This window comes from Rhodococcus sp. SMB37, from assembly GCF_004345605.1.
GTDB lineage: Bacteria > Actinomycetota > Actinomycetes > Mycobacteriales > Mycobacteriaceae > Rhodococcus.
The window spans coordinates 415,004-431,484 of the sequence record NZ_SLVY01000003.1 but is presented as its reverse complement, the minus strand read 5'-3'; the positions used below and the strand labels follow the sequence as shown (position 1 = coordinate 431,484).

The window sequence follows — 16,481 nt, the reverse complement described above, 5'->3', positions numbered from 1 at the left end:
CGCCGATCTACCGTAGGCGCATGGCCAGATCCGAGGGCGTGCCCGCCTACACCATCCGTCAGCTGGCGGCCTTCGTCGCCGTCGCGGACTGGGGGACCATCACCGCGGCCGCCGACGCGCTGCACATGTCGCACTCGGCGGTGTCCGCCTCCATCAACGATCTCGAGCGGGCACTCGACGTCACACTGTTCGTGCGGCAGCGGGCCCGCGGGGTGCGGTTGACCCCGACCGGGCATGCGGTCCTCGAGCGTGCCAAGACCGTCCTGCATTTCGCCACGGAACTCGAGAGTGATGCCCACTCCGAGGCGGGGTCGGTCGTCGGTCCTGTCGCCGTGGGGTGCTATCCGTCTCTCGGGCCGACTCTGCTGCCGTCGTTGATCGCGGGATTCACCGAGGCGCATCCGCGGGCGCGCGTCGATTTCCGGGAGGACACGCAGGACCGGTTGCGGGCGTTGCTCGACTCCCGTGAGCTCGACGTGGCATTCCTGTACGACCTCGAGCTCGATCCGGGGCTCCAGACCGTCCTGCTCGATTCCAGACAGCCGATGCTGCTGCTGCCCGCCGAACACCCGGCAGCGTTGTCGGGGGAGCCGGTGCGACTGACGGACCTCGCGCAGGATCCCATGGTGATCCTCGATGCGCCGCCGAGTTCGGGCCACGCGATGAGCCTGTGCGCCGAAGCAGGATTCTCGCCGGTGGTCGCCTACCGCACCCAGAACTACGAGACCGCCCGATCCTTCGTCGGCCGAGGGTTGGGGTGGACGCTGCTGCTGCAGCGCCCCGCGCAGGACGTGAGTTACGAGGGGCTCCCGATCGCCGTGCGGCCGTTTGCGGAACCGAAGCCGGCTCCCGTCGGAATCCTCCTCGCATGGCGGAAAGACGCGCTGCAGAGTCGTGTCGCGCAGACTTTTGTGGACTTCGTGCTCACTGCAGGGGAGCACGAAGTACCCGAATGAACTGGGGAAACCCTTCTAATAACGGTTTTCCTGTGATTCATCCCCGACTTTATCCGCTTTTCAAACGAATGTGATCGCCCTCATGATGTTCGTATCGCGTCCGAACGCTCGTTAACCGGAACGCACCCCCGTTACATCTCGCCGAAGGGCACCAGTACTCATGACCGTCCTTGACTCGCCGCCGCAGGCGTCGGCCGAAGCCGCGCGTAAAGCCGCGCTGGGCAGCTTCGTCGGTACCGCAATCGAGTGGTACGACTTCTTTATCTACGGCACTGCTGCAGCGCTCGTACTCGGACCTCAGTTCTTCCCCGGTTCGTCCGATGTCGCCGGCACCCTCGCTGCCTTCGCGACGCTGGCCGTCGGCTTCATCGCCCGCCCCATCGGCGGCGTGGTCATGGGTCACTTCGGTGACAAGATCGGCCGCAAGTCGATGCTCGTCACGTCGCTGCTGCTCATGGGCTTCGCGACGGTGGCGATCGGCCTGCTGCCGAACTACGCCGCCATCGGCGTGGCTGCCCCGATCCTCCTCGTGGCTCTGCGCTTCATCCAGGGCCTCGGCGTGGGCGGTGAATGGGGCGGTGCAGTGCTCGTCGCGACCGAGAACGCCCCCGCAGGCAAACGTGGCCTGTACGGAGCGGCGCCCCAGCTGGGTGTGCCCGCTGGTGTACTGATCGCGAACCTCGTCTACCTTCCGCTGACCGCGTTCCTTAGCGAAGACGCCTTCAATTCGTGGGGCTGGCGCGTGCCGTTCCTCATGTCGGCGGTCCTCGTCATCGTGGCTATGTGGATTCGTCTCGGACTCGAGGAAAGCGCCGAGTTCAAGGCGGCCAAGGAAGCTCCCGCCGACGTCGATGAAAAGATGCCGATCCTCGAGGTGCTGACCAAGCACTGGAAGACCGTGCTGCTGGCCGGTGGCACGTTCATCGCCACCAACGGCATCGCGTACGCCTACATGGTCTACGTGCTCAAGTACGGCGAAACCGAACTCGGCTACAGTAAGACCGCGATGCTGGCACTGCTCATCGCCTCCTGCCCGTTCTGGATGGCCGGCATGGCCTACAGCGCCTGGCGTTCCGACCTCGTCGGCCGCCGAAACATCTACATCAAGGCGTCCGCTGCGCTCGTCGTCGCTGCTGCCCTGTTCTTCCCGCTGATGGACACCGCGATCCTGCCGGTGATGGCACTGGCCATGATCGCCCTCGGATTCACCCTCGGATGCTGCGCCGGCCCGCAGTCCGCGTTGTTCGCCGAACTGTTCCCCGCCAAGATCCGCTACAGCGGCGCGTCCCTCGGCTACCAGGTCGGTGCGATCCTCGGCGGCGGTCTCGCTCCCATGATCGCGACCTCGCTGTTCGCCGCGACCGGCACCTCCATGTCCATCACCGGCTACTTCGTGCTGATCGCCCTGATCAGCCTGATGAGCATCCTGCTCCTGCGTGTGCCCTCCGCAGGCACCGGCACCGAGCAGGCTCAGTCCCCCTCGCAGGAAGGTGTCTGACCCATGTCGACCTACTACCAGCCTCCCAAGTACCCCGCAGCGACGTTCGAGTCGATGACGCCGTCCGACGAGACGCTCCCCGTCGTCGTCGTGGGTGCCGGACCGGTCGGCATGGCTACCGCACTCGGACTCGCACAACGCGGTATCCCCGTCACCATCATCGAGGTCGCCGACCAGGTGTCCTTCGGTAGCCGCGCGATCTGCATCTCCCGGCACAGCCTCGAAGCCGCCGGTCGCCTCGGATTCGGCAGGAAACTCGAGAAGATCGTGCTCCCGTGGGTCGGTGGCCGCAGCTACTACCGCGACGAGCAGGTCCTGCACTTCGAGATGCCGCTGCGCGACTTCGACGTGCGCCCGCCCATGATCAACGTCTCCCAGTCGGAGTTCGAGCAGATCATGGTCGACACCATCGAGCAGAACCCCCTCATCACGCTGTACTGGCAGACATCCATCGCAGGCATCCTGCGCGGCGACGACGAGATCACCCTCGAGGTCGACACCGCCGACGGCAAGCGCCATCTGCGCGCCCGCTACGTCGTTGCTGCCGACGGTGGCCGCAGCCGCATGCGTGAGCTCGCCGGTCTGCGTCTGCAGGGCACCAGCTACGAGGGTCGCTACGTCATCGCCGACATCCACTGGGAATCGGATCTGCCCGCAGAGCGGATGGTGTGGTTCGACCCGCCGAGCAACCCGGGCTCGACGATCATCATGCACAAGCAACCCGGAAACATCTGGCGCATCGACTACCAGCTCGACCCTTCCGAGGACGCCGAGATCGAGACCCAGGAAGACGCCATCCGGGCCCGCATCACCAAGCACCTCGACTGGCTGCAGAACGACCTGCCGTGGACGCTCGAGTGGAAGGGCTTCTACAGCGCCCGCGCACTCGCACTCGACGAGTTCACGCACGGCCGCATCCTGTTCGCCGGCGACGCAGCGCACCTCGTCCCGATCTTCGGTGTGCGCGGCCTGAACTCCGGCATGGAAGACGCCGAGACCCTCGCGTGGCAGCTCGCCGCCGTCATCCACGGCAACGCCGACGAGGCCCTGCTGCAGGCGTACTCCTTCGAGCGCCACAATGCGTGGGAGCAGAACGTCGCCAACGCCGGCAAGTCCACGCTCATCATGAGCCCGGGCAGCCACGGCTACCGCACCACCCGCGACGCGGTGCTCGCGCTCGCGGTGGGCCGCCCCGAGTTCGGTCACCTGATCAACCCGCGTCAGTCCAGCGCCACCCACGCCCGGCTCTCCCCGCTCACCTGGCCGGTCGCGACCGGTATCGACGGCGTGCTCCCGGGCGACCCGGTCGAGGATCGCAAGGTGCGTGTCGGCGGTGCCGACAGCTCTCTCAACGTCGCACGCGGCACCGGCTTCGCGGTGCTCGGCGTCGGACTCGACGAGGCAGGCAGTGAAGCGCTCGCGACTGCGGCCACCGAACTCGGCGAAGCCTTGTCGCCCGAGAGTGTCCGTGCACTTGCCGTCGACAGTGCTGCTGCAGAGGGCGTCACCGTCCTCGACGCCGCCGACCTCGCGGGGGCGCTCGGTGCGACCGCGGGCGAAGCGCTCGTCATCCGTCCCGACGGTCTGCTGCTGTGTCGCGTCCCGGTCGCGCAGCTCTCCGGGGTCGCGGCTGCACTGCACGCGGGTGTCGCACCAGCCGGTGATGCGCTGCCCGCACGCCCGGCCGAGCAGGTCACGGCGGACGAGCAGCGTCGCGAGAACGTGTGGCTGGGTCTGTCGACCGCCCTCGACCAGGCCGCTGAGGACGATCGCGAGGGGTTCCTTGCGCGCCTCGCGCTGATGCTCGGATCCCAGGTCGATCACCGGCAGTTCGAGGAGGCCATCGCGGCCGCCTCCGACACTTCCCCGGTGCGCGTCGAGGAGCTTGCCCCGCAGGCCTGATCCCCGCTGCACTATGGCCGAATGTCACCTTCATTCAGTTGGACTGGATGAAGGTGACATTCGGCCATGTCGCCGTAAGACGTCGTCGGGTCGAACGGCTACTCGAGCGCGTCGAGTGCCTCGGCGATCGGGGTATCGCCGTTGTTGAATTCGATGGTGCGACCCGCGGTATCGGGACGTTCGAGCACCGCAGCGACGACGCCGGCGACATCGGCGCGCGACACCTGCCCCTTGTCGCGCGCGCCCTGACCGGCGATCTCGATCCGTCCGGTCGGCGGATCCAGCGTGAGGGCGCTCGGCCCCAGAACCGTCCACTCGAGATCGGTGCCGCGCAGATGCGCGTCGGCGGCGGCCTTCGCCTCTGCGTAGGGATAGAAGCTGTTGTCCTCGGGCACGCCGTGGTCCGGGCGCGCCCCGAAATACGACACCATCACATACCGGTGGACGCCGGCCTGTTGCGCTGCGGTCATCGACTCGATGGCCGCGTCGCGGTCGACGGAATACGTGCGTTCCGGGTTGCCGCCGCCGGCACCCGCCGACCACACGACCGCGTCGTGGCCTTGTAGAAGTTCGGCAAGCGCAGCGATATCGAGTTGCTCGACGTCGGCCACCACCGGTGTGCCGCCTGCAGCGCGGACGTCGTCGGCGTGATCGGGGTTGCGGATGAACGCACTGGTCTCGTGGCCGGCATCGGCGAGCAGTCGTTCGAGGTGCAGTGCGACCTTGCCGTGTCCGCCGAAGAGTGCGATGCGTGCCATGTCGGGTGCTCCTTGGTGTTCGGGATCAGTGCCGCCTCCCAGCATGCCTGCCTGAACGGGTCCGTGTGTCCGGAGCGCGTCAGCGGAGCCGTTCGAGTGCCGTGTCGACGAGATGCTCGGCGATCGTCATCGTCGATGTGCCACCGGGCGAGGGTGCGTTGCGCAGGTCGCGCCACGAGCCGTGGATTCCGTCGTAGGACTCGCGTCCAGGGGAGAGAAATGCATTGGGACCGAACATGTTCGATTCGTCGGATGTACCGGTTGATGACCGAATGTCACCCTTGGTCAGTCCAAGTGACTCGGGGTGACATTCGGTCATCAGCGGTAGAAGCCGCGGGCTCAGTGCGTGCGGTCGGAGCTGTAGCCCCACAGCCAGTCGGTGTATTTGTAGCTCGACGTGTCGCGGATGCGGAACAACTCGTTCCGCGCTTCGCGACCCGCCCCGTCGAGGTGCCACAGATCGCCCCACATTCGGCCGACCGTGAGGATGCGGTTGCAGCGCGGTGCACGTTCTGCATTGACGTCGCGCAGGATCTTCGGCCAGTTCTTCGTGTCGCCCCGAAGATCCTCGGAGGCATAGTCGGCCAGGCACCGGGCGTCCTCCAGAGCCATGACTGCGCCCGACGCCAGGTACTGCAGCGGCGGGTGTGCGGCATCGCCGAGCAGGAGCATGCGGCCGTCGACCCAGTTGTCGACCGGGTTGCGGTCGAACATCGGCCACCAACGGTCGGTCCACAGATACTTCAACGCTTCCTTGACCGAGTGGTGGCAGTGGTCGTAGGCGTGTGCCAATTCCTCGGGGCTGCCCCACTTCTCCTCACCGCGCAGGAACGCGGGGGACTGGAAGACGGCCACCTGGTTGAGCATCTCGCCGTTGCGCAGCGGGTACTGGATGAAGTGGCAGCGCGGGCCGATGTAGCCGACGACGTCCTCGATCTCTTCCTCGAGCGGAACCTCGTTCATCGGGAAGGTGCCGCGGAACGCGACGTATCCGGAGCCGACGGGCTTGTCGTCGTGCAGCTTCGGTCGCAGGCGCGAGTGCAGGCCGTCCATTCCGAGCGCGACGTCGCCGACATGCTCGGAGCCGTCCTCGAGGATGACGCGCACGGTGTCGCCCTCGGTGATCACGTCCTGCACGGTCGAACTGACGCGAAGATCCGCGCCGGCCTTGCGGGCAACCTCGACGAGCACCGAATGCAGGTCGGAGCGGTGGACCACGAAGTACACGCCACCGTAGTGCTGCTGGTAGTCGTGCCCGAGGTTGACCTTGGTCAAGATCTCGGAGGTCACGGCGTCGCGGAAGACGAGGTTCTTGGGCAGAACGCCCTTGGAGATCACCTCGTCGTAGACGCCGAGTGACTGGAGGATCCGGCTGCCGTGGGGCCCGATCTGAAGGCCGGCGCCGACCTCGCCGAATTCGGGGGCGCGCTCGAAAAGGGTGACTTGGGCGCCCTTCTGGGAGAGGGCCAGGGCATTGGCGACGCCGCCGATGCCGCCGCCGGCTATGAGGACCCGTGCGTCCTTCAGATCGGACATGAGGTGAGGCTCCTTCGTTTTCGAGGTTAGGTCGGATCAGTGGGCCATGACCGGGACGCGAGCCGCGTCATGACTGGTGGGGAACTTCTTCCAGATCACGGTCAGCAGGAGCGACGAGACCAGTGCGCTGATACCGAACAGGATGAAGTTCGAGTCGGCGCCGAGTCCCGCGGCCAGTAGCCAGCCACCGACCTGCGGAGCGGCGACCGCGCCGATACGCCCGACGCCGAGCGCCCAGCCGAGCGCGGTACCACGGAGGTGGTCCGGGTAGTACGAGGCAACGGCGGCGATGATGAGTGCCTGCGTGCCGTGTGTACCGACGCCGGCAAGCACGAAGATGAGGTAGACGACGGCGACCGGAGGATCGAGCAACAGGGCGAGCAGGGAGACGCCGGCAATCGCCGCCGCGATGACACTGGTCGGTACCGATCCGTATCGCACACCACCCCAGGCGGTGATGAACGATCCGGCGACCGCACCGAGATTCAAGGCGAGTGCGAAGGTGAGGGCGCTGCCGAGATCGGTGCCCTCACCCTGCATGAGCTTCGGCAGCCAGGTGCCGAGTCCGTACCAGGCGAGAAGGGTGACGATGGTGACGGCGGCGAACATGATGCTGATGAGACGGAACTGTGAGCCGAGCAGTGCTGTGAAACCGCTTGCGCCGGCCTTCTGATCGGCCTTCGTCGTGGTGCTCGGAAGGGTCCTGAGGGCAAGCGGCACGAGTACGACGAGGGGGATGAGTGCGAACAGGAACATCGGTCGCCAACCCCAGTGGGGAATGACGGGGATGCCGACGAGCGCGGCGATGCTGCCACCGATCGGTACGCCCGACATCATCATGGTCGCGACGGCTGCGCGCCACTTGTTCGGGACGAGTTCGGCTGCAAGCGCATTGGATGTCGGGACGAGTCCGCCGAGGCCGATTCCGGCGATCAGGCGGAGGATGCCGAAGACGGCGGGTCCGGGTGCGATCGCACACAGCGCGGTGAATACCGACAGCACGACGACGCATCCGATGACCGCTTGCTTGCGTCCGATCGCGTCGGACAGCCGGCCGGCGAGGACCGCGCCGATCATCATGCCGACGAACGCGAGGCTCCCGAGGGTGCCCGCCGTCGCGGAGCTGATGCCCCACTCGTCCTGCAGGCTCGAAATGACGTTGCCGTAGACGATGAGGTCGTAGCCGTCGAAGACGACGAACATCCAGCACACGATGACGGCGATGACGTTGCCGCGCGGGAGGACGATGTGGCCGTCACTTGTCGAGGAGACGACCCCGTTGGGCTTGTGCATTTTTCCACCTTGGGAGTGCGTAGCACCGCCATGCAATAGAGTTCTGCTATGCAGAAGAAGCCAGGCAGGATCGAGCGGCCTACCTATGCCCTGGAGTCGGTCGACAATGCGCTTCGCCTACTCCAGATGCTGCGTGATGTGGGTGCGCTGCGATTGAAGGAAGCTGCGGAAGAGCTCGGGACCGCACCGTCGACCGCACATCGACTGCTCGCCATGCTGGTCTACCGCGGGTTCGCAGTGCAGGACGAGAAGCGGATCTACCACCCAGGGCCGGCGATGGGAGTGGGGCCGGCGCGGCAGGGCTGGACCCGCGAACTCACCGAACTGTCACGGCCACACATGGAGGCGCTCGCCGCACTGGCAGGGGAGACGATCAACCTCGTCATCAGGATCGGGTCGCAAGCGCGATTCCTGTGGACCGCGGAGACCGAATCGATCCTGCGTGTGGGCGATCGGCAAGGTCAGGTTCTTCCGGCCGAGCTCACAGCGGGTGGGCGCATCCTCCTGGCAGAGCAGCCGCGCGCGGTTCTGGAGCAGTTGTACCTGCGTCCGGCCGACGAGCCCCGAATCGATCAGGGGTCTTCGCCGGCGTACGACACCGATCGGAGGATGGCGGTGGGGGAGTTCGAGGTGTTCGTCCACGAGCTGGAGGCTGCGCGGAAGGTGGGGTTCGCGGTCAACGTCGAGCACACCGAGGAAGGAGTCGCTGCACTCGGTGTGGCGATTCGCAACGGCAGGGGTAGCGCGATTGCGGCGCTCACCGCCGCGGTGCCTGTCACCCGCTACCGGGCGCATCTACGCGGGCAGTTGGTCAACCAGATGCACGCTGCCGTCCGCGGCATACAGGTGGACGTCGCGAGCATCGAACCGTCGCTCCTCAAGAGTTCTGCAGAAAAGAAAACCGTATCGCTCGACGAGTGACCGGACATACGTTGGACGGCAAGCCGGACATGTGCTGCGCGTTTGACGAGGAGACCAATGACCGCCACCGAACCCATGGACCCCGAGCTCCGGAAGCTCTACGACGACTTCGCCACCGAGAACCTGAACCCTCTGTGGACGCAGCTCGGCGACCTCATGCCGATGGCTCCGACGTCCAAGGCGGTGCCGTTCGTGTGGAAGTGGTCGACGCTGTACCCGCTCGCGCAGCGCGCCGGTGATCTCGTACCGGTCGGCCGCGGTGGCGAGCGCCGCGCGATCGCGCTGGCCAACCCCGGACTCGGTGGCGTCCCGTACGTCACTCCCACCCTGTGGGCGGCGATCCAGTACCTCGGTCCGAAGGAGACGGCCCCCGAGCACCGTCACTCCCAGAACGCCTTCCGTTTCGTCGTGGAAGGCGAGGGCGTGTGGACCGTGGTCAACGGCGACCCGGTCGCGATGCGTCGCGGCGACTTCCTGCTCACGCCCGGGTGGAACTTCCACGGCCACCACAACGAGACCGATCGGCCGATGGCGTGGATCGACGGACTCGACATTCCGTTCGTGCACTACACCGACACCGGATTCTTCGAATTCGGATCCGACGGCGTGACCGACGAGAGCACCCCCGATCTTTCGCGCTCCGAGCGGCTCTGGGTGCATCCCGGTCTGCGTCCGCTCGTCGGACTGGACCGCAAGACCAGCTCGCCGATCGCGTGCTACCGCTGGGTCCACACCGACCGCGCTCTCGATGAACAGCTCGCACTCGAGGACGAGGGTTACGCCGCGACCCCGGAGCCGGGCCACGCCGCGGTCCGCTACACCAACCCGACCACCGGCGGCGACGTCATGCCGACGATCCGTGCCGAGTTCCACCGTCTCCGGGCCGGGGCCCACACCCGTGAACGCCGTGACGTCGGCTCCGTGGTGTTCCAGGTCTTCGACGGCGAAGGCCGCTTCCATCTCGGCGATCAGAGCCACGACGTCGTCAAGGGCGACATGATCGTGGTGCCGTCCTGGACGGAATGGTCGCTCGAGACCGACAACGGCGTCGACCTGTTCGCGTTCTCGGATGCGCCGATCGTGGAACGACTTCACTTCAACCGCACCATCATCTCCGAAGGAGCCTGAAACTCATGCGACTCGCCACTCTCCGCCTCGATGGCACCACCGCAGCAGTGAGGGTCGACAGCGACTCGGCCGCAACCGTGATCGATGGTTACGCCGACCTGTCCGCGCTGCTCGGTAACGCCGACTGGAAGACCATCGCCGATAAGGCTTCGGGCAAGATCGTCGACCTCACGAACGCCGACTACGCACCCGTGGTGCCGAGCCCCGGCAAGATCGTCTGCGTCGGTCTGAACTACGCGACGCACATCAAGGAGATGGGTCGCGACCTGCCCGAGTTCCCGACCCTGTTCTCGAAGTTCAAGGAAGCGCTCACCGGACCTTACGACGACGTGATCGTGCCCGAGTACGCCGGTGCGCAGCTCGACTGGGAAGCGGAGCTGGCTGTCGTCATCGGCAAGCAGGCCTACCAGGTGACCGAGAACGACGCCGCCGACTACATCGCCGGCTACTCGGTGATCAACGACTACACGATGCGCGACTACCAGTACCGCACGCTGCAGTGGGACCAGGGCAAGACCTTCGAGAAGACCAGCGGCTTCGGACCGTTCCTCGACACCGACTACACGCTCGGCACCAAGATCGAGACCGTTCTCGAAGGTGAAATCATGCAGTCCTCGAACACTCAGGACCTGGTGTTCACCCCTGCCAAGCTCGTCGACTACATCTCGCACATCGTCACCCTGCAGCCCGGCGACGTCATCATCACCGGCACCACCGGCGGCGTCGGCCACGCCCGCAAGCCCGCGCGGTACATCCAGAACGGCGAGACTGTCGAGGTCACCATCGAAGGCCTCGGCACCGTCAAGAACAAGACGATCATCAAATAGGAGAACCCGGACGTGGGATTCAACGATCTCGAACTCTCCGAGCGTCTGCTGATCGCCCGGCGCGGCACGGCATATCTGTCGCAGCGGCTAGCGGAGCTGACCGATGACGAACTCGACGGACCGACCCTGCTCGACGGGTGGACCCGACGGCACCTCGTCGCACATATCGGGTACAACGCCGCGGCCCTGTGCCGGCTTCTGGATTGGGCTGCAACAGGTGTCGAGACCCCGATGTACTCATCGACCGAGCAGCGTGGCCAGGAGATCGCAGAGGGAGCCACGCTGAGTCCCGCAGCGCTCCGGAACCTGTTCGCCCACACCGTCGCACGGCTCGACGAGAAGTGGCGGAACCTGCCGGAGTCGGCATGGCAGGCGCAGGTGCGTACTGCACAGGGCAGACTTGTTCCCGCGGAGGAGACTGCGTGGATGCGCACCCGCGAGGTGTGGATCCACGCAGTCGACCTCGACGACGGCGGACGTTTCAGCGACTTCCCGACGGTCGTCCTCGAGTCTCTGCTCGACGACATCGTCGGAATGTGGCGCAAGAAAGATCTCGGTGCGGGTATTGCGATCGAGGTCGACGGCAGCACCCCGGTCGTGGTGCAGGAGGATTCCGAGATCACCCACAAGGTGCAGGGCTCACTTCCCGCTGTCGTGCGCTGGGCTGCCGGCCGTGGCGCCGTCGGAGTCGAAGGGGGAGAGCTGACACCCCCGAGTTGGCTCTGACATCACAACTATGTAGAGGCTCTTCCGTCGGATCGGACGGAAGAGCCTCTACCTGTATCAGGATCAGCGCGGATCGTTCTCGCAGCCGATGCCGTCGCTGTCGCGGTCGAGGCGCGGTGCGTATCCCGGATCGTCGCGGTAGACAGGTGCTGCCCCGGCATTCCACGCTTCGGTGCAGTTCTTGAATCCGCCGCTCGGCGCCGAACGCGGTGCAGGTGCGGGGGCAGACTGCTGCGGTGCCGGTGCCGGTGCCGGTGCCGGTGGAAGGTCCTGCGGCTGCGGCTGCGGCGCTTCGGGCGCCGGAAGCGGCGGGGGCGCGAACGGGTTCCACGATCCGCTCGGAATCAGATCGGCTACGCCCTTGGGGAGGAGATCGACCAGGGTGAACGCGTTCGCAGAAGCGGGAGCAACGACCGTCAGGGCCAGGAAGCTCAGAGTTGCGGCAGTCAGACGCCGAATTTTCATTGGGTATGCCTTTCGAATCATGTCGAGGTCATCCGGGAAATGCGACCTCGAAATGGGTATCGTCCCGTCCGCAGAAAACGTTGCGAACGGGACGATCGGCACAAAATGGTCTACTAGCGGAACGCGAGCTCCACATCGGACGGTGACGGCTCCCCATGCGTGGGATCGATCTCAGCGTGCTCCTCCGCGTGACGGAACGGCACGACCACCTGCGGATCGATGTGCATGACGGTGTACCCCGCGACTGCGCCGGCACCGAATCCGGGTGCGAAGATGCGCATCGGCTTGTCGATGACACCGTCGCGGACGGCGTCGTGGATCGCGAGCGGGATGCTCGCCGAAGACGCGTTGCCGACCTGCTCGATGTTGAAATACAGGCGATCTGCCGACAGTCCGGCGTTCGCGGCGAGCTCGATGATCATCGTCTTGTTCGCCTGGTGCGGCACGATCAGGTCGATGTTGTCGAGCAGCGACCCGTCCTTACCGGCCGGTGCGGGCAGTTCCTTGATCTCGTCGAGCATCTGCGCGAGGTAGCGACCGGCGAGCGACTTGACCTCGGGACCGTAGACGGTGATGGAGTTGTCGAAGTCCGGGTTGGGCCAGATGATCGAGTTGACCTCGCTCGTAGGCCCACTCGCATAGCTGTTGAAGTACTCGATGTCGGAGTCGGCGCCCTCGTCCGCGGGCGAGACGACGATCGCCGCTGCGCCGTCACCGAAGATCATCCGAGAGGGGCGCACATTGCCGATCTTGTCGGAGAACTTCTCGACGCACACCACCAGTACCGGTCGCTTGACCTGTTGCATGATCCGCGTTGCCTCGGCCAGGCCGTAGGGCATGCCCGCGCACGCAGCTATCAGATCGAACGACGCGTGGCTCTGCGCAATTCCGAGCTCACCGGAGATCCATGTGGCGAGCGACGGGATCAACCGTCCGCTCGTGCACGTGCACACGATGACCGCGCCGATGTCCTCGGGACCGACCTTCGCATGCTCGACGGCCTGTTTCGCTGCCGACAATGCGAGATCCTCGAACGTGCCGGAAGTGTAGCGGCGCTGTTCGATTCCGGTTTTCTCGGCGATGGACTCAGCGGTCATCGGCGACCAGTTGTACGCCGTGTTCCGGATGAGGTCCTCGTTCGTGCAGACAGTGTCGCCGTGCGCGACCGCGATCGCGTCGATGCGCGGCCGAAGTGTGAACTCCCTGCTGACGTCGATGGCCGGGTAGGGCTTCGACGGAGGTACAGGAGTCGGGCGCGTATAACCCACACCCTTGCGCGTCTTGCCGGACGTGGCACGGGTGATGAAGCGCTGGACTTCACGGTCGCGCGGCTGGAAGACAACCACGTAATCGTCGTCCTTCAGCTCCGAGACCTTGACGACCTGCAGGTCGTTGCGGTTGTACGGGTGCTGGTTGTGCAGCACCATCGACCACCGGCCGAGGGCCTCCAGTTCGGCGACGTCCTCGCTGCTGTCGAGGATCTCGTCGTACGTGTAGGTCGGGAAGTTCGGATCGTGGTTGCCGATCCGGAGCGTCATGTTGGACGGGTCGGCGAGCAGTTGCTCGACCGTCGGCTTGACGGTGGGCAACGACCCGGCGATGTGCCGGCGGGCACCGAACACGTTGAACAGACGGGCGAAGATGAGATCTTCGGCGGAGTCGTTCCATGCGGCAGGCAGTTCACGGAACGCGGCCTGGACGGAAGCCATGCGCTCGGCTGCTTCGGGCCACGGCGTGAGAGTCGGCATGTAGATATCGTCGCGGTTACGGGGGACATCGGCCCACCGCGTCGGCGTCTTGTCGAACATGGTGAGCGCAAACCGATTGGCCCAGAACCCACTCAGAGCCATGTCGCGCATGAGCTCGAACTTGGATCTGTAGACTCCCTGAGCGCTACGCGAGAGGATTTCCGAGACCGAGGGTGCCTTCGTGTCGAAATCGCGGCGGATCACCGAGTCGAGGTGCTCGACGCTGGTGAACGCTGAGAAATCGAGGTCGGGAAAGAAGTTCGAAGGAAAGACGATCTTGCCGTGCCGATTGAGCTCGAATGACTGCATGTGAAATGAAACCGTTCAGTGAATGTGGCTGGAATGGGGATGAGCGGTCACATGTCGAGCCCGCCGTTGACACCCCACACCTGACCGGTGATGTACGACGAGGCATCGGCTGCGAGGAAGTGGACGACGCGAGCAATCTCCTGGGGATCCGCAAGGCGCTTCACGGGAATGCTGTCGGTGATACGGCCCAGCACCTTCTCCGGAATGGATTCCACCATTTCCGTGGCGACGAATCCCGGGGTGACCGTGTTGACGGTGACACCGATGCTGTCCGGGGTGAGAAGGCCTGCCTTGCCCAGGTGGAACGTGGCTTCCTTGGCGAGGGTCTTGGTGAGGCCGAAGAGGCCCGCCTTGGAAGCGGCGTAATTGGCCTGGCCGATGTTGCCGGTCTCTCCGATGACGGACGAGACGTTGACGATACGGCCGGTACCGCGCTCGAGCATGTGGCGAAGAGCTGCCTGGGCCAGATAGAACGCACCGGAAAGATTCACGGAGATGACCTTGTCCCAGTCGTCGTCCTCCATCTTCAGCACGGTGCGGTCGATGGTGATGCCGGCGTTGTTGATCAGGATGTCGATACGGCCGTGCTCGGCGATGACCTCGTCGATGGTCCGGCGGCAATCTTCTGCGCTGGCGACGTCACCCTTGTGTACGGAGTAGTTCACGCCGTCGCGGCCGTTGGTCTTCAGCTCCGCCAGGAACTGGTCGGCCTGCGACGTGTTGCGTGCGTAGCCCGCTGCCACGGTTGCGCCCTGGGTGGCCAGGCTGCGGCTGATGGCAGCACCGATGCCCCGTGTTCCTCCGGTAACGAGGGCGACGCGTCCACGAAGCTTGTTTCCCTGGACGGACTGTGTGGTGGGTTCGGCGGTGCTGGTCATGTGTCGTCTCCTCTGATGGCGGCGATCGCGTCGGGCACGGCGACGTGCCTTCGGGGCTGCGTATGCCCGATGGTCTTGTAGTAGTGCGCGATTGAGAGATGTCCCCTGTTGCGCGTTGTATTGTCGAGCGCCCCTGCTCGCTAGCTCCCTGCGTATTCAATGATGCAGCACATCCCCTTGATTGTCATGTGCAATGTATCGCCGTAATCTGGGAGCAAATTCCATGATCATCGGGTAATCAATTGCAGCACAACGAATTAAGGTTGATTTTGCTTCTTACTACGGAGTACGAACATGCTGTTTGTTCGTAGCCGCGGCAACCCGTGTGTGTGCGGATGATTCCGGAAATTGCTGTGGCGCACAGTCTTACTCCAGGGTCAGGTCGGACCGATCGGTAATGATCGACGATCTTGATTGCACCAGCGGGAGCGTTGAAAACATCTGGTACACAACATCTTATGAACGGTCTGTGTGGTGTGCGCGGGAATGGCATGCAGTGCATAATTTGTCAGCACTCAGTGCCACGAAGGTGTCTTCGGATCGCGTCGCGAAGCATTTCGGATCCATCCGAGTCTCACTCTGCATCCATTGTGACGTTGGGCACAAGAGTGTCTGAAGTGTGGGGAAGGGCCCCATCGTTGCACCGTTCCGGGCTTATTCGACTGAGATGATGGTCGGCGTGACGCAGACACAGATCATTCGAACCGAGCGAACAGAACTCGAAGTCCTCGTGAACGGCACGGGGCCGGCAGTGGTGCTGCTGCCGTCGCTCGGCCGCGACTCCCACGAGTTCGAGCCGATCGCGCAGGACCTGGCCTCAGCCGGATTCTGCGCCCTGCGTCCCCAGCCTCGCGGAGTCGGCTCGAGCACGGGTCCGCTCGACGGCCTGGATCTGCACGACCTCGCCGGCGACGTCGCCGATGTCCTCACGGCGCTCGACACGGGCCCCGCAGTACTGGCAGGGCACGCGTTCGGCCACTACGTCGCGCGCGTGCTGGCCGTGGACCGTCCCGAGCTGGTCAGCGGAGTTGCCGTCCTGGCCGCCGGTGCGCGTCGCTTCCCGTCGTCATTGACCGAGCGCGTGGCGAAATGCTCCGACCTGGCGCTACCGGACTCCGAACGCCTCGTTCACCTGCGTGAAGTCTTCTTCGCGGAGGGTCACGACCCGTCGGTGTGGCTCGACGGCTGGTGGCCCGCCGCCATCGTCTCTCAGCGCGCTGCCATGGCATCGACCGACAAGGAGTCGTGGTGGCCGATAGCGTCGTCCCCGCTGCTCGACGTGCAGGCCGGCGACGATGTGTTCCGCCCGGCCGAAACCCGCTCGGAACTGATCGACGAATTCGGACCCGGCCTGGTGACGACCGTCCTCATCGAGGGCAGCGGCCACGCGCTGATCCCCGAGGTTCCGCACGCGGTCGCGCACGCGCTCGTCGAATGGATCCGCACGCTCGACTGAGATGAAGAAATCGTCATCTTCGCCTCATGGCCGTCTCATCGAGGATCGCCAGAGTAAGGGTGCACCGAACGGAACACCCT

15 protein-coding genes are annotated in these 16,481 nt (G+C 65.1%); 8 read left to right on the top strand and 7 right to left on the bottom strand.

The window, feature by feature from the left end:
- The first annotated feature begins 20 nt into the window (after positions 1-20).
- The 3 genes from EV641_RS07620 (at position 21) to EV641_RS07610 (ending at position 4,356) form a co-directional block, all read left to right on the top strand.
- Entirely contained in the window at positions 21-956 is a 936-nt protein-coding gene (locus tag EV641_RS07620) for a LysR family transcriptional regulator (protein ID WP_054718072.1), read from the top strand.
- A 160-nt stretch (positions 957-1,116) separates the two neighbouring features.
- Complete coding sequence (locus EV641_RS07615) at positions 1,117-2,454, top strand: MFS transporter (protein WP_132471340.1); 1,338 nt, start codon at positions 1,117-1,119, stop codon at positions 2,452-2,454.
- 3 nt (positions 2,455-2,457) lie between these two features.
- Positions 2,458-4,356, top strand: coding sequence for an FAD-dependent monooxygenase (locus EV641_RS07610; protein WP_132471339.1), 1,899 nt, complete (start codon positions 2,458-2,460; stop codon positions 4,354-4,356).
- A 98-nt stretch (positions 4,357-4,454) separates the two neighbouring features.
- On the opposite strand, the gene EV641_RS07605 is transcribed toward EV641_RS07610, so the two are convergent.
- The 4 genes from EV641_RS07605 to EV641_RS07590 all read right to left on the bottom strand — a co-directional run bounded on the left by EV641_RS07605 (position 4,455) and on the right by EV641_RS07590 (position 7,853).
- On the bottom strand, positions 4,455-5,114 hold the full coding sequence (locus EV641_RS07605) for an SDR family oxidoreductase (protein ID WP_132471338.1): 660 nt from the start codon (positions 5,112-5,114) through the stop codon (positions 4,455-4,457).
- A 79-nt stretch (positions 5,115-5,193) separates the two neighbouring features.
- Positions 5,194-5,352 carry a hypothetical protein gene (locus EV641_RS07600; protein WP_199233180.1) on the bottom strand — a complete coding sequence of 53 codons (159 nt, stop codon included), beginning with the start codon at positions 5,350-5,352 and terminating at the stop codon, positions 5,194-5,196.
- Between the two features lie 101 nt (positions 5,353-5,453).
- The gene (locus tag EV641_RS07595; RefSeq protein ID WP_132471337.1) at positions 5,454-6,650 is read right to left on the bottom strand and encodes an FAD-dependent monooxygenase; all 1,197 of its coding nucleotides are present in this window, start codon (positions 6,648-6,650) and stop codon (positions 5,454-5,456) included.
- A gap of 36 nt (positions 6,651-6,686) precedes the next feature.
- Entirely contained in the window at positions 6,687-7,853 is a 1,167-nt protein-coding gene (locus tag EV641_RS07590; protein WP_241996924.1) for an aromatic acid/H+ symport family MFS transporter, read from the bottom strand.
- A gap of 138 nt (positions 7,854-7,991) precedes the next feature.
- Between EV641_RS07590 and EV641_RS07585 the strand changes: the two genes are divergently transcribed.
- From EV641_RS07585 to EV641_RS07570, 4 genes are read left to right on the top strand one after another with little or no spacing between them, the layout of a single operon-like run.
- Positions 7,992-8,864 carry an IclR family transcriptional regulator gene (locus EV641_RS07585; protein ID WP_132471335.1) on the top strand — a complete coding sequence of 291 codons (873 nt, stop codon included), beginning with the start codon at positions 7,992-7,994 and terminating at the stop codon, positions 8,862-8,864.
- Positions 8,865-8,921: 57 nt separating this feature from the next.
- On the top strand, positions 8,922-9,992 hold the full coding sequence (locus tag EV641_RS07580) for a cupin domain-containing protein (protein ID WP_132471334.1): 1,071 nt from the start codon (positions 8,922-8,924) through the stop codon (positions 9,990-9,992).
- 5 nt (positions 9,993-9,997) lie between these two features.
- Entirely contained in the window at positions 9,998-10,819 is an 822-nt protein-coding gene (locus tag EV641_RS07575) for a fumarylacetoacetate hydrolase family protein (protein WP_132471333.1), read from the top strand.
- 12 nt (positions 10,820-10,831) lie between these two features.
- Positions 10,832-11,545 carry a maleylpyruvate isomerase family mycothiol-dependent enzyme gene (locus EV641_RS07570; protein WP_132471332.1) on the top strand — a complete coding sequence of 238 codons (714 nt, stop codon included), beginning with the start codon at positions 10,832-10,834 and terminating at the stop codon, positions 11,543-11,545.
- Positions 11,546-11,608: 63 nt separating this feature from the next.
- On the opposite strand, the gene EV641_RS07565 is transcribed toward EV641_RS07570, so the two are convergent.
- From EV641_RS07565 to EV641_RS07555, 3 genes are all read right to left on the bottom strand, one after another.
- Positions 11,609-12,010: an excalibur calcium-binding domain-containing protein gene (locus EV641_RS07565; RefSeq protein ID WP_132471331.1), complete on the bottom strand. Its 402-nt coding sequence runs from the start codon at positions 12,008-12,010 to the stop codon at positions 11,609-11,611.
- Between the two features lie 113 nt (positions 12,011-12,123).
- On the bottom strand, positions 12,124-14,067 hold the full coding sequence (locus EV641_RS07560) for a ketoacyl-ACP synthase III (protein ID WP_054719202.1): 1,944 nt from the start codon (positions 14,065-14,067) through the stop codon (positions 12,124-12,126).
- 47 nt (positions 14,068-14,114) lie between these two features.
- Positions 14,115-14,945, bottom strand: coding sequence for a beta-ketoacyl-ACP reductase (locus EV641_RS07555; RefSeq protein WP_054719199.1), 831 nt, complete (start codon positions 14,943-14,945; stop codon positions 14,115-14,117).
- 679 nt (positions 14,946-15,624) lie between these two features.
- On the opposite strand from EV641_RS07555, the gene EV641_RS07550 reads away from it, so the two are divergent.
- Positions 15,625-16,401 (top strand): alpha/beta hydrolase, encoded by a 777-nt coding sequence (locus tag EV641_RS07550; RefSeq protein ID WP_241996903.1) that lies wholly within the window; start codon positions 15,625-15,627, stop codon positions 16,399-16,401.
- The last annotated feature ends 80 nt before the right edge of the window (positions 16,402-16,481 follow it).

Excerpts from the sequence above, each read along its gene's own strand:
- EV641_RS07620 (WP_054718072.1), top strand. The coding sequence starts at position 21 with ATGGCCAGATCCGAGGGCGTGCCCGCCTACACCATCCGTCAGCTGGCG.
- EV641_RS07615 (WP_132471340.1), top strand. The coding sequence starts at position 1,117 with ATGACCGTCCTTGACTCGCCGCCGCAGGCGTCGGCCGAAGCCGCGCGT.
- EV641_RS07610 (WP_132471339.1), top strand. The coding sequence starts at position 2,458 with ATGTCGACCTACTACCAGCCTCCCAAGTACCCCGCAGCGACGTTCGAG.
- EV641_RS07605 (WP_132471338.1), bottom strand. The coding sequence starts at position 5,114 with ATGGCACGCATCGCACTCTTCGGCGGACACGGCAAGGTCGCACTGCAC.
- EV641_RS07600 (WP_199233180.1), bottom strand. The coding sequence starts at position 5,352 with ATGTTCGGTCCCAATGCATTTCTCTCCCCTGGACGCGAGTCCTACGAC.
- EV641_RS07595 (WP_132471337.1), bottom strand. The coding sequence starts at position 6,650 with ATGTCCGATCTGAAGGACGCACGGGTCCTCATAGCCGGCGGCGGCATC.
- EV641_RS07590 (WP_241996924.1), bottom strand. The coding sequence starts at position 7,853 with ATGTTCGTCGTCTTCGACGGCTACGACCTCATCGTCTACGGCAACGTC.
- EV641_RS07585 (WP_132471335.1), top strand. The coding sequence starts at position 7,992 with ATGCAGAAGAAGCCAGGCAGGATCGAGCGGCCTACCTATGCCCTGGAG.
- EV641_RS07580 (WP_132471334.1), top strand. The coding sequence starts at position 8,922 with ATGACCGCCACCGAACCCATGGACCCCGAGCTCCGGAAGCTCTACGAC.
- EV641_RS07575 (WP_132471333.1), top strand. The coding sequence starts at position 9,998 with ATGCGACTCGCCACTCTCCGCCTCGATGGCACCACCGCAGCAGTGAGG.
- EV641_RS07565 (WP_132471331.1), bottom strand. The coding sequence starts at position 12,010 with ATGAAAATTCGGCGTCTGACTGCCGCAACTCTGAGCTTCCTGGCCCTG.
- EV641_RS07560 (WP_054719202.1), bottom strand. The coding sequence starts at position 14,067 with ATGCAGTCATTCGAGCTCAATCGGCACGGCAAGATCGTCTTTCCTTCG.
- EV641_RS07555 (WP_054719199.1), bottom strand. The coding sequence starts at position 14,945 with ATGACCAGCACCGCCGAACCCACCACACAGTCCGTCCAGGGAAACAAG.